Raw genomic sequence first — 14416 nt, forward strand, 5'->3', positions numbered from 1 at the left:
ATGCGCCAGACGCGGCACTCTGCTGCGCAGTGCTCAAATCGCAGCCGCTCAAGCCCTGAACCGATCGAATGCGGTCAGGTATCTGGTCGGTGATAGAAATCACGATCTCATCCAAATGCCGAATATTCTGCGCAACTGCTTGGCGTAAGCCGCCCCATCGCCGGATCGTTTCGTAAGACACCACAATGCCGCGTTACAACGGCGTTTCCTGACCATCCGCAGGCTCAAAGGGACCCGGAAATAGAGCCAGCGCATGGGCAATGATCTGCCGCGGGAAACGGTGACGCTTGTAGCGATGGCAGCACTCTTCATCCCACCGTCTCTTGCTGACGGCTCGTTTATGTGACAACGCCATCCAAATATATTTAGGATCACGCGCCGTCAGCCATAGTACTATACTTATATCTTCAAGCTATTTTGCCTGATATCCCGCTACATAGATTTATATATGGGAGGACAGAAAAATCAATCTTTGTAATGCCTAATTGCGGATGCCAACGTCGTGAACACCGCACTTGCAGTTGGGAGATTGCAAATTCGGCTGGCCCAGGGAGAGGGTGACAGCGCCATTTGCGCTATGCTGAAAATATAACGGCCAGCAAAAAATGATGCCCGTCAATGGGAGGAGATAATTGAGCAACGATTTCGAGGATCATTGCTGGCGCGATCTCGTGCCGGCGGATGTGCTGGAACTTTACAGTCATTACGTGCGGCCAATCTCCGTGGGGCCACGCCCTGCCCTGCTGGCGATCGATCTTTATGAACTGGCCTATCAGGGCGGCCCGAAACCGGTCGCCGAGGTCTCAAAGGAATTCCCCAGTTCCTGCGGCATCAATGCCTGGAACGCCATCGAGCCGACCCGGCGCCTCTTCGCCGCAGCCCGCGCCGCAGGGTTACCAATTCTCTATACGACCAGCGACACGAGGCCGGACAGCAAACCCGCCGCCATCCGCGCCACCAATCGGCGTAGCGCCAAGAGCGATCCCTCCGTCTTCAACATCCGGCCGGAATTCGCGCCGCAGCCAAGCGATGTCGTCATCACCAAGCAGCGGGCGAGCGGCTTCTTCGGTACGCCGCTCATCGCACATCTGACGCAGCTCGGCGTCCAGACGGTGATCGTCTGCGGAGAAAGCACCTCGGGCTGCGTTCGCGCCACGACAGTCGATGGCTATTCCTACGGATTCAAGATGGTCATGGCTGAGGAATGCTGTTTCGATCGCAGCGACATGTCGCACAAGATCAACCTGTTCGACCTCCACCACAAGTATGCCGATGTCATGCATGTCGATGAGATCGTGAAGCAGCTGGACGGCCTGAAACGCGCGGAGGCCGTCTGATGACACCTGGTCAATACGGTCCCTTCCCCTATTCGCCGATCATCGATCGACCGAAATGGACTTTGCCCGGCAACGCGCGCCTGGCACTGTGGGTCATTCCGAATATCGAGTTCTTCTCACTCGATGAGCAGATGCCGACCGCATCCGGCGGCAAGATCCCGGACGTGCCAGCTTGGGCGGTGCGCGACTACGGAAACCGCATCGGCGTCTTCCGCATGATGAAGGTGCTCGACAAATATGGCTTGCGCGGCACCGTAGCACTCAACAGCGACCTGTGCCTGCATCATCCGCGAATCCTGGACGAAGCCGTCAGGCTCGGCTGGGAATTCATGGGGCACAATGAGAGCAACACCCGTCGCCTCAACGCCATTCCCGCTGACGAGGAACGCGAGGTCATCCGCAACACGCTGAGCACGATCGAAGCGCAGACCGGTCAGCGTCCGGTCGGCTGGCTGGGTTCCGGTCTCCAGGAAACCTGGCACACGCTGGACCATCTGGCCGCCGAAGGTGTGGAATACGTCGCCGACTGGGTCAACGACGACCAGCCGTATCGCATGAACCTGGAGGGTGGCAGCAAGATCCTCTCCGTGCCCTACAGCCTGGAGCTCAACGACAAGCCGGCCTTCGAAGCGCGGCACGTAACTCCCGATCAATTCCGCGACATGATCTGCCGGCAATTCGACGTGCTTTACGAGGAAGGTGCCGAAAGCAGCCGCGTCATGGCGATAGCGTTGCATCCCTACATAATCGGCATGCCGCATCGCATCCGCGCCCTGGATGAAGCGCTGGCCTACATCTGCAGACATCAGGGCGTATGGCTGGCCACCGGCCGCGAGATCGCGCGCGCCTATACCGAAGCATTTCTAGCATGAGGAATATCATGAAAACGAATTTTGCCGCGGTCGCCGCTCTTTTGTGCCTACCACTTGCGGCGCATGCTGCCGACAAGATCACCATCGCCACGGTCAGCTCGAGTTCAGCGATGAACTGGCCGCTGCTGATCGGCATCGATAAGGGTATCTTCATCAAGGACGGCGTCGAAATCGACCTGGTTGCCGCGCCATCCAGCGCTGCCGTGCAGCAACAAACAGCCGCGGGTTCCGTGGACATGGGGACAGGCGGTCTCATCGACCCGCTACGTGCCATCGATCAGGGCGCCCCCATCACCGTTGTCCGCATCGAGGCCAAATATCCCCCGTACGGCCTCTATGCGCAGAAGGATGTCAAGTCCTATGCCAACCTCAAGGGCAAGACCCTGATGGTCGGCGGTGCCAAGGACGTGACACGGATCTATCTCGAGCGCATGATGGCGTCGAACGGGCTCCAGTCCGGCGATTACGATCTGATCTACGCTGGCGCCACGTCGGCCCGGTTCGCCTCACTGCAATCAGGCGCTGTCGCGGCTTCAATCCTGTCGGCGCCGCTCAATTTCAAGGCCGCGTCGCTGGGCTTCACGGATCTCGGCACGACTATCGATTACGTGAAGGATTTCCCCTTCACTGCTTATTCCGCCAATATCGACTGGGCTAAGGCGCATCAATCGGCGCTGCAGAACTTCCTGAAGGGCTATAGCGATAGCGTTGCCTGGTTCAATGATCCTGCTCATAAAAAAGAGGCAATCGACATCCTGGTCAAGCGCATCAACGCCGACCCCGATGATGCCGACAAGACCTATGACTTCTTCATTAAATACCAGATGTACGACACGCACGGTACGGTTGACGACAAGAGTCTTGCCGGTCTGCTTCAGGTATTGAAAGACCTGGGAGATCTAAGCGGCTCAGCCGATCCCAAGCGCTTTTACGACCCGTCATTGGCGGCAAAAGACTGATGGCGGAAGAAAGACTTCAACGGGCGACGACGTCGCCTCGGGTTGCCCGGCTTAGTAGCGCTGCCTGGAGTGTAGCTTCAATCGTCTGCGGATTGCTCATCTGGGAACTAGTCAGCCGCTATCTGGTCGCCAGCAAATTGTTCCTCGCTGCCCCCAGCCAGGTTGTCCAGATGATCGTTCATCTCGCTGCGACAGGCGATCTCATGCGACATCTGGGCGTGAGCGCGGAGGAATTCGTGCTGGGCTATGTCTCAGCAAGTCTCCTCGGTATTCTGGTCGGTGTCGCCATCGCGCACTCCCATGCAGCCAAGCAGACATTGCAGCCTTGGATCTCCGGCCTTTACGCCACCCCGACCATCGCGCTTGCCCCACTTTTCATCTTGTGGATGGGTGTCGGCATCTGGTCGAAAGTGGTGATGGTCGCGACCCTCGTGATCTTCCCGGTCATCATCAACACCGAAGCCGGCCTGCGCACCACGAGCGTCAATCTGATCGAAATGGTCCGCTGTTTCGGGGCAAACCCGGCGCAGGTGTTCATGAAGGTATCGCTGCCTTCGGCTCTGCCATTCATCTTCGCCGGTCTCAAGCTGGGCATCGGTCGCGGCCTGATCGGCGTGGTCGTAGCCGAGTTATTCGGCTCGCGGGCTGGTATCGGCCAATTGATTTCCCAAGCGGCCGACGCTTTCAACATGCCGCAGCTCTTCGCTGGCGTTGTCCTGCTGGCAATTGCGGGTGTCGGTATGACCTCAGCATTCAGTTGGCTGGAAGGCCGGCTGTTGCACTGGCGGAAGTAACAGCATGACGAATTCACCGAAACTTGCCGTTCGCGGCCTCACCAAGCGATTTAACGATCTGGAGGCCCTCAGTCATATCGATACGGAGATCGCTGCCGGCGAATTCATTTCGATCGTTGGCCCTTCCGGCTGCGGCAAGACGACCTTCCTGCGCATCGTCGCCGGACTCGAACAGGCCAGCAGCGGCGAGATCCGGCTTGATGGAAGGCCAATCACCAAGCCCGGCAGCGACCGTGGCTTCGTCTTCCAACAGGACAATCTGCTGCCCTGGCGGACCATTCTGGCCAACGCCATGATCGGGCCGGAGATCGGCGGTTTCGGTGACAAGGATCGCGTCCAGGCGACACGTCAGTTGCTGAAGCTGGTGGGGCTCGAAGGTTTCGAGAACTATTATCCAAAACAGCTTTCCGGCGGCATGCGCCAGCGAGTCAATCTCGCCCGCGCCTTGGCGGTCGACCCGGAAATCCTGTTGATGGACGAGCCTTTTTCGGCACTCGATGCCCAGACACGCGAGATCATGCAGACCGAGCTGATGCGCATCTGGGAAGAAGGGCGTAAGACCGTCCTCTTCGTTACCCACCAGATCGATGAGGCGGTCTATCTTTCCGATCGGGTATTCGTCTTCGCTCGTCGCCCAGGGCGCCTGCAAGAGATAATAGAGATCAACCTGCCCCGTCCCCGTTCCCTCGCGATCAAGCGCACACCGGAATTCGTGGCGTTGGTCGAACGCATTTGGAACCTCATAGAATATGAGGTCCGTCAATCTGTACTGGAAGAGATGAGCTGAGAGGCTTGCGCGCGTCATCGAGTTGGTGAGAACGGCCCCGCCGAATGCAAGGCAAGGGATCTGGTTCCGTCGCAAACTTGCATTGAGGATACGAAATACCCCGCGTCCCTTGGTCATTTGGCGAGGATCTCAAACTGCGCGGCGAGCGCGACGACGAGACCAGGTATCATCCGCTTCAAGTCACCAGCACAATGCCAGAGTTTCGTCTCCGTCCACGATCCAGTCGCCAACCTCTTCCACATATCCCGACATGACATACCATCTGATCATCATCGCGAGCTGAGAGCAGCCGCCATGCAAATGTGGAATGAGATCGCCCATCTTCAGGCCGCCTTCGCGGAGGTTCACCGCCCTGTCCTGTCGGCTTCCGATAAGTTTACAATGCCCGCTGAAGTATAGGCTGAAAACGATTTTTGAATTTTAGCTACTTTTGATATACTCGCCAAATCATAGCGGTGATATGAGGCGTACTATGCAGCGCGGCCTAAGATGCGGCGTCCTTCTGGCAATGGCCGCCTTCTGCGCACCCATAGCCTACAGTGCTGCGAATCAGGACGACGTGGCCACGGGGGAGCGGCTTGCGGCCCTGGTGCGTGCCAGTCGCAGCGTCATCTCAAGCTATCAGGGTCTGATCAACGATGCGTCGATCGGAGACAAGCATCTGACGGGCGGACGTGTGGTCGAAGAGTCGCTCGCCCTCTACAGCAAGAACAACAAACAATCGTTGCCGGACCAGACCTTTACGCCGGCGGAGCAGCAATTGTTCGATGCTCAAATTGCGGCGATACGGGAAGTCGTCGACGAAAACCAGGAGGTCATCAATGCTAAGGGCGTGGGCTTTAAAGGATTCATTCCCGCGATTTTTGCCCGCCTGGTCAACGAGCGTCTGGAGAAAAAAGTCGGTGAAACGGCAAAGATAAAGGTCACCGCCCCAGAGGACCTGGTACGCAATAGAAAGGCGCTTCCGGACGATTGGGAACGGCAGGTCATCGAGAGTAAATTCCAGTCAGCGGATTGGCCGAAGGGCAAACCTTTTGTCGAGGAGAGCGAAATGGACGGCCGCCGGGCATTTCGTATGCTCATTCCTGAATACTATTCCCCCTCCTGCCTGACGTGCCATGGCCAGCCCAAGGGCGAGATTGATATCTCAGGCTATCCGAAAGAGGGCGCAGCCGAGGGGGATTTGGGGGGCGCGATCAGCATCACGCTCTTCCAATGAGCGCTTTGGATCTCATTCGCATCAGGCTCAGCCGCCTGATGGATCGGAAAATCTCGATCCGCCTCGTTTGTCTCTCCGCTGGGCTGCTCGGCGCCCTGTTGGTGAGCGTTGCTTTCATGGCACATGATCTTCTTGAGAACCAGCGGCGCGTCGAGGAAGCGAATACGCGCTTTCATATGTTCGATGAAGCCGTGCAGGCGTACCGGCATTTTGGCGAGATGCGTTACTGGCTCACCGACTTGTCGGTCAGTCTGCTGACACTCTCGGAGCGACGAGCCGAAACCGCTCGCGACGCGCTGGAGGAAAATCTAGCGAACATCCGGGGTTTTGCGCCGGATGCCGCCAACACCATCGAGCAAGGCTCAAAGGCCTATTATGCGAAGGCGATGCAGGCAGTCGACGCCTATACGGCGGGCAATCGGGTCATCGGAAACACGCAGTTGGCCGCCGCCAAGAAATTCAGCGACGACATCGACACCGTGCTCAAGGGGCTCGAAGCCCGCCTCAGGACAGAGGCCGATGGGGCACGTGACGCGGCTGCCGCCGCAGCGAAGAACACCTACACTCGCGCCCTGATTGCGGTCGCATTGATAACGATAACGGGCGGCATCATGACCTGGCTGGTGCTGCGGTCGATACTGGTTCCCCTCGCCCGTATCGACAAAGCGATGATCCAGCTGACGGAGGAGCAGCAGGATGTCGAATTGCCGCCGGAGGGAAGCGACGAGTTCGGCAGGCTTTCAACGACGCTGCGACTGCTGCGCGAAAGCCAGGCCGAGCGGCGCATCCTCGAAGCGGCCGCCGTACGACAGCGAAATACCGTCATGACGGCAATCGAGACCATCCCCGATGGCTTCGCGTTCTTCGATGCCCAGGATAGGCTGGTCCTTGTCAATCAGCGTTACCTCGAGATATTCCCGGATATTGCGGAACTCATGACGCCCGGAAGGTCCTTCGAGGATATTGCGCGCGCACAGGCGAAGCGCGCCACGGCCGAGATCGGCGCCGGCGGCTCGGAGGCCTGGGTGAAGGAGGCGATCCGGCGCCACCGGGAGCCGCAGGGCATGATCGAGCGGCAATTCGGCAATGGAACGTGGCTTCGCATCGCCAAGCGCAAAACCCCCGAAGGCGGCACGATCGCCGTCTATACCGACATTACCGACTTGAAACTGCGCCAGGCAGAGTTGGAGGAAGCCAGGCAAGGCGCGGAGGTCGCGAGTGAAGAAAAGAGCCGGTTCCTTGCCTCCATGAGCCACGAGCTGCGTACGCCCCTCAATGCCATCATCGGCTACAGCGAGATGCTCATCGAAGACGCAAACGAGCTGGCGCAGCCGGGCCTCGTTGCCGACCTTGGAAAAATCATGGGGTCAGGACGCCATTTGCTTGCGCTGATCAACGATATTCTCGATCTGTCGAAAATCGAGGCGGGGAAAATGGAACTCTATGTCGAGCGTTTCAGCCTGATGCAGCTCATCAGCGATGTCGAAAGCACCGTGGCACCGCTGGTCGCGAAAAAGGGCAATCGGCTGACGCTCAAGGTCTCGGTCGAACCAGACGAGGTCGAGATCGACAAGACCAAGCTCCGACAGAACCTTTTCAACCTGCTATCCAATGCTGCAAAGTTCACCGACCACGGCGAGATCCTGCTAAGCGCGAAACGCAAGTCCGACCAGCGCGGTGATTGGCTGGAGTTCAGTGTCCGCGACGACGGGATCGGCATGACCGAGCAGCAACAGGCAAAGCTCTTCCAGGCATTTGTGCAGGTCGATTCCTCGACCACGCGAAACTATGGCGGAACCGGTCTCGGCCTGGCGATTACCCAGCATTTTGTCCGGATGATGGGTGGAACCATAGAAGTAGAGAGTGAACTCGGAAAGGGCTCGACCTTTCGCTTCAAGATACCGGCGATCTGCAAGACGCATGAGATCGAGGAGATCCTGCTGCCAATTGAGGCGCGGGAGGAGGTGCAAACCCACGGAACGGTTCTCGTCATCGACGATGAAGCCAAGGCGCGCAGGTTTGTCTCTGACGTGGTTCGCGGCGCAGGATTTAAGGTTGTGGAGGCCAAGGGCGGTGAGGAGGGCCTGGAAAAAGTACGGAAATTGCGCCCGGATGCCGTTATCCTGGACGTCATCATGCCCGGACAGGATGGTTGGTCGGTGCTGCGCGAAATGAAATCGGATGCGGCGCTTCGCAATATACCGGTCATCCTCGCGACCGTTGTGGGGGATCGTGAAATGGGTCTCGCATTCGGTGCCACCGATCACCTGATCAAGCCGATCGATCCGCAACAGCTCATCGACACCTTGAATGCTGTCGCAGGCGATCGGCGACACGACGTGCTTGTGGTCGACGACGACCCGGCGACCCGCGAACTCTTTCGCAGGGTGCTCATTCGCGAAGGCTGGCGTGTTCGGGAGGCTGCCGACGGGCGGCGCGGCCTGGAGCAGCTCGACGCCGGGCGGCCGTCAATCATGGTTCTCGATCTCATGATGCCGAACATGGACGGCTTCGAGTTGCTGAACGTCATTCAGGAAAGACAGGACCTGTCTGACCTTCCGATCGTTGTCGTCACATCGAAGGATCTGAGCCGCGATGAGCTGGATTGGCTTGGCGTGCGGGCGAAGGATGTCATCAGAAAAGGAGCGAAAGGCCGCGCCGAACTGATAGCGGCTTTGAAGCGGCACGTGCCGCTGAGCGAGGATGCCTGAGGAGCGCGAACAGGATGGTCAAGATTCTTCTCGTGGAAGACAATGAGATGAACCGCGACATGCTTTCCCGCCGGCTGGAACGTCGGGGATACGAAGTGGTCGTCGCGACAGACGGTCTTGCCGGTGTAGAGGCGGCGGCGAGCGCGAAGCCCGATCTGGTGTTAATGGACATGAGCCTGCCGGAGATCGATGGCTGGGAAGCAACGCGGCGCATCAAGGAGAATCCTGCCACCGCCGATATCCCTATTATCGCCCTCACGGCACATGCCATGGTCGGCGACCGTCAAAAAGCGATGGATGCCGGCTGCGATGACTATGATACGAAACCCATCGAATTCCCGGGACTGCTCGAAAAGATTTCCCGTTTGACCGGAGGGTGATGGCCGTGGCCCAATCTGCTGACATCGGTCATCGCGTACAGATCGCCAGAATCGCGCAAAAGTTCGCCGATCCGGCGCAGGCGATTTTCGGCTATCAGGAATTGATCCTCGAAGAGGTTCGCCGGCAGGGACCAAGCGGGGCGTTGCCCGATCTGGAAAAGGTGCTCTTCGCCGCTCGGGAATTGAATGCGCAGATTGAGCGGTTCCTCGACGCGGAGCCTTCCGAGAGCCGGAGCCTCTCGCTGTTGCGGCATGACCTCAGAACGCCGATGAACGCGATTCTCGGTTACTCTGAAATGGTCATGGAGGACTTCAATGGTTCGCTCTCCCAACGCCTCGTTGCGGACATATCAAGGATCATTGACGAAACCCGCGCTCTCCTCGCACAGCTCGACAGAGCGAGAGATACCTCCTCTTTCTATTCGGATGGGAGGTCCGCAGACGAGGCGGACGCGATCCTCGCGGCCGATTTCGCACGAACCATGGCAGCGCGGTTGCCGGCAGCGCCCGGGGAGGTTGGCCACATCCTGGTCGTCGACGATACGATGTCGAGCCGTGATCTCCTCGCCAGGCGCCTTGGACGCGACGGACATACAGTGGTCGTCGCAGGTTCAGGCGCAGAGGCGCTGCGGATTCTGGAGACGCAGAAATTCGATCTTGCTCTGGCCGACATCCTGATGCCGGACATGAATGGCATCGAGCTTCTCGGCCATCTCAAATCGGACCGGCGTTGGCGCGAGATCCCGGTGGTCATGATTTCGGGTCTCAAGGAGTATGATGCCGTCGTCCGCTGCATCGAGGCTGGAGCTGAAGACTACCTTCCAAAGCCGATCGATCCGGTTCTCCTGCGCGCGCGCATCAAGGCGTGCCTTGAGCGCAGCCGCTGGCGTGAGCGTGAGAAGCGCTATCTCTCCGAGATCGAGTTCGAGAAGGAACGGGCCGATGCGCTGCTTCATGCCATTCTTCCGGGGCAGGTCGTCAAGCGCCTGGCAGAAGGCGAGGAGGTGATCGCAGACCGCGTTGAAATGGCGACGATCCTCTTCGCTGACATCGTCAATTTTACCGAGTTTGCAGCGCGCACCCCGGCAGCTGTTTTGGTGGGGAGGCTTAGCGCGCTGTTCTCGCGTTTCGATGAACTTGCCGACGAGTATGGAATGGAGAAGATCAAGACTATTGGCGATGCCTATATGGCGGCGGCCGGGTTACCGGACCCTCGCCCGGATCATGCCGCGGCAGCGGTTGCTTTCGGCAAGGCGTTGCTGGCGGAAATGACCAAGGACACCGGTCCGGAACCTCCACTCAGCTTGCGCATTGGCATCAACAGCGGGCCGGTCATCGCCGGCCTGATCGGCCGAAAACGCTTCGTCTACGATGTCTGGGGCCATACGGTAAACGTTGCGAGCCGCATGGAATCTTGCGGTATCCCCGGACGAATTCAGATATCGCAAAGCACGTACGAGGCGCTCGGAGAGAGCTCTCTGGATGTCCATCAAGAAGTCATGGAGATCCAAGGTATCGGAAAATACGTCACCTACCTAATTTGATAGTCGTGGCCCACACCACGGGCAGCGACGATACCGTGCGGGGGCAGCCTGCCGGAAACCTGGCTGTGCTCCCCTGCTGTCCCGCGGCTGCGGCGCAGTCCGTCAGCGGAATTGGTCTCGTGGGATAAACATCTACTCTCAGCAGCTTTGCAAAAGGCGACTTTCAATGCCTTCGCTCTTGATGGGATCAGAACCGACGACCGCTCGTCTGTCGGAGGTGAGCGTGAAGAAACTCGTAGTTGGAACATCGTGCGCAGTCTTCTCAAAATGAGCCGAACCAAATTGCGTCCCTGCTTCAAGCGGCGATTTTCAGCCCCATCGCCCCGCAGACAATCAGGCCAATACAAAGCAGTCTTGCGGGCGATGCGGGATCGCCAAACATCGTGATCCCTAGAATCGAGGTACCGGCTGCGCCGATGCCGGTCCAGACGGCGTAACCCGTGCCGACAGGCAATGAGCGTAGAGAGAAGGACAGAACGATAACGCTGGACAGGCCGAAGGCGATTGTCAGCAGCGACGGGATGGGGCGCGTAAAACCGTCTGATGACTTCATGCAAAGAGCGAAGCCAACCTCCAGAACGCCAGCGATGGTGAGCAGTAACCAGGCCATGATAGAAATCCGTGAATGCATGTTGGTTGGACGCTCGTAGCAGCGTGTCCGATGCCGCGAGCGCCCGATCTCTCGCGTCAGAGATTGGCCACAGCCGACGGCGTCGAGCGGAAGGCAATGCCGAAGCGGTTGAAGGCGTTCATCAGGCCGATCGCATAGGTGAGGTCAGCCAGGGCCTTGTCGCCGAAGGCTGCGGCCGCCGCCGCATAGTCGGCATCGGGAACACCGGTTTCGGAAACACGAGTCACGGTTTCAGCCCAGGCAAGACCCGCCCGCTCCTCGGCGCTGAACAGGCCGCCGGCGTCACGCCACACCGCGACCAGCGCCAATTTTTCCACAGCAAGGCCGGATTTCAGGAGATCGCGGCTGTGCATGTCGATGCAGAAAGCGCAGCCGTTGATCTGCGAGATACGCAGATAGACAAGGTCGACCAGCTCTTTCGGCAGGCCGCTCTTCTGAAGGGTGGCATAGACAACGCCGAAAGCCTTGTAGCCCTCGGGCGAGATTTTTGCGTAGTCGATGCGGTTGCTCATGATGAAGCCTTTCTGGTTGGAAGGGCCTGATCGTCCCGCATCTTGGTCTAGTATAGAAGGTCCATGTATGGCATTTGCTTATGGACCATGATTGCCGCCTTATGTTTTCCTATGGGCGATGATGATGGCCCGGCAGCAGCGCGGCGATGCGTCGCCCGAAAGTTTCCGCCATGGCCTGCGAGGCGATATTGGTGAAATTGACAAGCAAGGCAGACGCCCCCTCGCCCTCGAATGTCCAGTCGGATAGAGCCTCGGCATAGAGTCCGGCCCGGCGCATTCGGCTGACGCTTTCTCGATCCGCGTATCCCGCAAGACGCAGGATCAGGTGCATGCCGCCCGGCTGAGCATCGATGCGCACCTTCTCGCCGAGCGCGGCCTTCAGGCCGGCCGCCGTCGCTTCACGGCGCCCGGCATAGAGCTTGCGCATACGCTGGATGTGGCGGGCGAAATGCCCATCCGTGATGAAATCGGTAACGATCGCCTGGGTCAGGGCCGGGCTGACACCCGCAAAGGCCGCGGCGATCCTGGCAAAACGCTCGACCTGACCATCCGGCACCACGAGATAGGCAAGCCGCAGGCTTGGGAACAGCACCTTGCTGAAGGTGCCGGCGTAGAGCACGCGCCCGTCCCGATCCAGGCTCTTCAGCGCAGGCAGCGGACGGCTGACGTATCGGTACTCGCCATCATAATCATCCTCGATGATCCAGGCGTCGTTTCGCGCGGCCCAATCCAGCAGAGCCTGCCGCCGCGGCAGCGATAGTGAAACGCAAAGCGGGCTTTGATGCGCCGGCGTCACCACTGCCGCCCGCGCCTTCGCTGCCATTCGCAGCCCCTCGGAAACGACCATGCCATCGCGATCGACGGAAACGGCGACCGGTAGAATGCCCAAATGAGAAAACAGCGTCCTCGTGGGCGGGTAGCCGGGATTTTCGAGCCAGACCTTGTCGCCGGCCTTCAGCAGGGCATGGGAAATCAGCCCGATCGTCTGGCGATAGCCTGAGGTAACGAAGACCTGCGAAGGCGAGCAATCAATGCCACGGGAAACCCTGAGATAGGCGGCGATCTGCGCCCTCAGCGCCGGCATCCCCTCTATTTCGGGATGCACCATATCGTATGGCTGCATGGCCCGCGCGCGAACGGCAGCGAGCCGCGCCCAGATCTTGCGGGGAAAGGCATCAAGCGCCGGCAGGCCCATCTGAAACGGCAATATGGAGTCCGGCCGGTAGCTGGTGACGAGAGGATCGCTCTCGACCTGACGGACGGGCATCGGCTCGGCCGCATTCGGCTTGAGATCAGGGGAGATGATGCTGCCCGCCTGCCCCCGCGCCAGGATATAACCTTCCGCGGCCAGCAGTGAATAGGCCTGCTCCACCGTGCCTCTGGCAAGGCCAAGCTCCTTCGCCAGCGCCCGCGCCGAGAGTATGCGTTCGCCGGGCTTCAACACGCCTTCGGCGATGGCGCTGCGAAACCGGTCATAGATCTGCCGATAATAGGCCGTCTCCGGCGCGGGGTCCGGACGGGGAATGTGGCTCTTCCTGTTTGCGATCATGGCCTTCCCGGAAATCAGGATTTTGCTGAAAATACTTGCGCCATGATGGGGTCGGAGACCGGCTTTCGCAAGCCCGCGCGCCGCAATCATGGCCCAGCTTCAAACTCCCCTTATGGTTCTGTGAGCTGGACCATTCCGCCGCTACAAGCATGATCTTTACTCCTCGGGAACAGACAGATGAAGAACATCCTGCATGTCAACGCCAGCCCTCGAGGCAAGGAGGCGGAGAGCTACCGTCTCTCGCAGAGGATCATTGCCGCACTTCGGGAGCGCAGTCCCGACGCTGAGGTGATCGAACGCCCGATCGGGTCTGGCGCAATGCCGCATATCGACGAAAATTACGCTACCTCTCAGGGATCGGCCGAAGATATCTCCACGGAGGGTTCCTTCGCCTATTCGGAGGAACTGGTGCGGGAGCTTGAAGGCGCCGATTGCCTTGTTATCAGCACGCCGATGCACAATCTCTCCGTTCCCTCGACGCTGAAGGCCTGGATCGATCATGTGGTGCGCGCACGCCGGACATTCTCGATCGGCGCTGGCGGCAAGGTGGGCCTGCTGGCGGATCGCCCAGTCTTCATCGCCATCGCCTCCGGCGGCCGCTTTTCCGGCGAACGGGCCCGCCAGCCGGATTTCCTGACGCCCTATCTGACAACGATCCTCGCCATGATCGGGCTGAAGGACCTCTCCTTCTTTTCGGTCCAGGGAACAGGTGCCGGCGGCGATGTGCTGGTGCAGGCGAGGAATGCCACAGACCGGGAACTTGCGGCACATTTCGCATCTCTGCGTTACTGATACTGGTTCAGGGACGACTATCTTGCAAAGACGGATAGGCCCCGGCCGGCTTGACCTTGAACCGGCTGGCGTCTGATGCAAAAGATCACCGTGGGAGGAATGGCAAAGATGACGGCACGCTCGATCAAGGCAATAGCGGTGTTCTGCGGATCAAACTTCGGCGTGTCGGAAGACTTCGCCGAGGGTGCGAGAGGCCTTGGCAGGGTGCTTGCCGAGCAGGGGATCGCGCTCGTCTATGGCGGCACGACAAAGGGGTTGATGGGCATCATTGCCGATGCCGTGCTCGAAGCCGGTGGTGACGCCCATGGCGTCATCACCGAAAGCCTGCA

The 14416-nt window shown here is 59.3% G+C and carries 14 protein-coding genes and 2 pseudogenes; 12 read left to right on the plus strand and 4 right to left on the minus strand.

Annotation, left to right across the window (positions count from 1 at the left end; translation table 11 throughout):
* Positions 1-91 precede the first annotated feature (91 nt).
* Positions 92-349, minus strand: a pseudogene (locus ACPYOJ_RS25210) (hypothetical protein); the annotation flags it as partial.
* A 283-nt stretch (positions 350-632) separates the two neighbouring features.
* On the opposite strand from ACPYOJ_RS25210, the gene ACPYOJ_RS25215 reads away from it, so the two are divergent.
* From ACPYOJ_RS25215 to ACPYOJ_RS25260, 10 genes and pseudogenes are all read left to right on the plus strand, one after another.
* The gene (locus ACPYOJ_RS25215; protein WP_481418684.1) at positions 633-1337 is read left to right on the plus strand and encodes an isochorismatase family protein; all 705 of its coding nucleotides are present in this window, start codon (positions 633-635) and stop codon (positions 1335-1337) included.
* On the plus strand, positions 1337-2209 hold the full coding sequence (locus ACPYOJ_RS25220) for a polysaccharide deacetylase family protein (RefSeq protein ID WP_481418685.1): 873 nt from the start codon (positions 1337-1339) through the stop codon (positions 2207-2209). Before ACPYOJ_RS25215 ends, ACPYOJ_RS25220 begins: the two co-directional genes overlap by 1 nt.
* A gap of 8 nt (positions 2210-2217) precedes the next feature.
* Positions 2218-3168 (plus strand): ABC transporter substrate-binding protein, encoded by a 951-nt coding sequence (locus tag ACPYOJ_RS25225; RefSeq protein ID WP_481418686.1) that lies wholly within the window; start codon positions 2218-2220, stop codon positions 3166-3168.
* Positions 3168-3962, plus strand: coding sequence for an ABC transporter permease (locus ACPYOJ_RS25230; protein ID WP_481418687.1), 795 nt, complete (start codon positions 3168-3170; stop codon positions 3960-3962). Before ACPYOJ_RS25225 ends, ACPYOJ_RS25230 begins: the two co-directional genes overlap by 1 nt.
* Positions 3963-3966: 4 nt before the next feature.
* A complete protein-coding gene (locus ACPYOJ_RS25235) occupies positions 3967-4749 on the plus strand; it encodes an ABC transporter ATP-binding protein (protein ID WP_481418688.1) in 783 nt (260 codons plus the stop codon).
* 171 nt (positions 4750-4920) lie between these two features.
* Positions 4921-5082 (plus strand): annotated as a pseudogene (locus ACPYOJ_RS25240) (IS6 family transposase); the annotation flags it as partial.
* Between the two features lie 139 nt (positions 5083-5221).
* Positions 5222-5968 carry a Tll0287-like domain-containing protein gene (locus tag ACPYOJ_RS25245; protein WP_481418689.1) on the plus strand — a complete coding sequence of 249 codons (747 nt, stop codon included), beginning with the start codon at positions 5222-5224 and terminating at the stop codon, positions 5966-5968.
* On the plus strand, positions 5965-8679 hold the full coding sequence (locus ACPYOJ_RS25250) for a response regulator (protein WP_481418690.1): 2715 nt from the start codon (positions 5965-5967) through the stop codon (positions 8677-8679). Before ACPYOJ_RS25245 ends, ACPYOJ_RS25250 begins: the two co-directional genes overlap by 4 nt.
* A gap of 14 nt (positions 8680-8693) precedes the next feature.
* Positions 8694-9059 (plus strand): response regulator, encoded by a 366-nt coding sequence (locus ACPYOJ_RS25255; RefSeq protein WP_481418691.1) that lies wholly within the window; start codon positions 8694-8696, stop codon positions 9057-9059.
* Positions 9060-9064: 5 nt separating this feature from the next.
* Positions 9065-10603 carry an adenylate/guanylate cyclase domain-containing protein gene (locus tag ACPYOJ_RS25260; protein ID WP_481418692.1) on the plus strand — a complete coding sequence of 513 codons (1539 nt, stop codon included), beginning with the start codon at positions 9065-9067 and terminating at the stop codon, positions 10601-10603.
* 295 nt (positions 10604-10898) lie between these two features.
* Here ACPYOJ_RS25260 and ACPYOJ_RS25265 read toward each other — a convergent pair whose 3' ends face one another.
* The 3 genes from ACPYOJ_RS25265 to pdxR all read right to left on the minus strand — a co-directional run bounded on the left by ACPYOJ_RS25265 (position 10899) and on the right by pdxR (position 13295).
* Positions 10899-11213, minus strand: coding sequence for a DMT family transporter (locus ACPYOJ_RS25265; RefSeq protein ID WP_481418693.1), 315 nt, complete (start codon positions 11211-11213; stop codon positions 10899-10901).
* A gap of 77 nt (positions 11214-11290) precedes the next feature.
* Positions 11291-11746: a carboxymuconolactone decarboxylase family protein gene (locus ACPYOJ_RS25270; protein WP_481418694.1), complete on the minus strand. Its 456-nt coding sequence runs from the start codon at positions 11744-11746 to the stop codon at positions 11291-11293.
* Between the two features lie 109 nt (positions 11747-11855).
* A complete protein-coding gene (pdxR, locus tag ACPYOJ_RS25275) occupies positions 11856-13295 on the minus strand; it encodes a MocR-like pyridoxine biosynthesis transcription factor PdxR (RefSeq protein WP_481418695.1) in 1440 nt (479 codons plus the stop codon).
* Between the two features lie 177 nt (positions 13296-13472).
* Here pdxR and ACPYOJ_RS25280 point away from each other — a divergent pair, with 177 nt between their 5' ends.
* Positions 13473-14087, plus strand: a complete 615-nt coding sequence (locus ACPYOJ_RS25280; RefSeq protein WP_481418696.1) for an FMN-dependent NADH-azoreductase — start codon at positions 13473-13475, stop codon at positions 14085-14087.
* 75 nt (positions 14088-14162) lie between these two features.
* Positions 14163-14416 (plus strand): LOG family protein (locus ACPYOJ_RS25285; RefSeq protein ID WP_481418697.1); only part of this gene is annotated, 254 nt, incomplete at its 3' end.

Source organism: Rhizobium sp. SVR5-9E (assembly GCF_056755095.1).

Coding starts and splice junctions, on each gene's coding strand:
- ACPYOJ_RS25220 (WP_481418685.1), top strand. CDS start 1,337: ATGACACCTGGTCAATACGGTCCCTTCCCCTATTCGCCGATCATCGAT.
- ACPYOJ_RS25225 (WP_481418686.1), top strand. CDS start 2,218: ATGAAAACGAATTTTGCCGCGGTCGCCGCTCTTTTGTGCCTACCACTT.
- ACPYOJ_RS25230 (WP_481418687.1), top strand. CDS start 3,168: ATGGCGGAAGAAAGACTTCAACGGGCGACGACGTCGCCTCGGGTTGCC.
- ACPYOJ_RS25235 (WP_481418688.1), top strand. CDS start 3,967: ATGACGAATTCACCGAAACTTGCCGTTCGCGGCCTCACCAAGCGATTT.
- ACPYOJ_RS25245 (WP_481418689.1), top strand. CDS start 5,222: ATGCAGCGCGGCCTAAGATGCGGCGTCCTTCTGGCAATGGCCGCCTTC.
- ACPYOJ_RS25250 (WP_481418690.1), top strand. CDS start 5,965: ATGAGCGCTTTGGATCTCATTCGCATCAGGCTCAGCCGCCTGATGGAT.
- ACPYOJ_RS25255 (WP_481418691.1), top strand. CDS start 8,694: ATGGTCAAGATTCTTCTCGTGGAAGACAATGAGATGAACCGCGACATG.
- ACPYOJ_RS25265 (WP_481418693.1), bottom strand. CDS start 11,213: ATGGCCTGGTTACTGCTCACCATCGCTGGCGTTCTGGAGGTTGGCTTC.
- ACPYOJ_RS25270 (WP_481418694.1), bottom strand. CDS start 11,746: ATGAGCAACCGCATCGACTACGCAAAAATCTCGCCCGAGGGCTACAAG.
- pdxR (WP_481418695.1), bottom strand. CDS start 13,295: ATGATCGCAAACAGGAAGAGCCACATTCCCCGTCCGGACCCCGCGCCG.
- ACPYOJ_RS25280 (WP_481418696.1), top strand. CDS start 13,473: ATGAAGAACATCCTGCATGTCAACGCCAGCCCTCGAGGCAAGGAGGCG.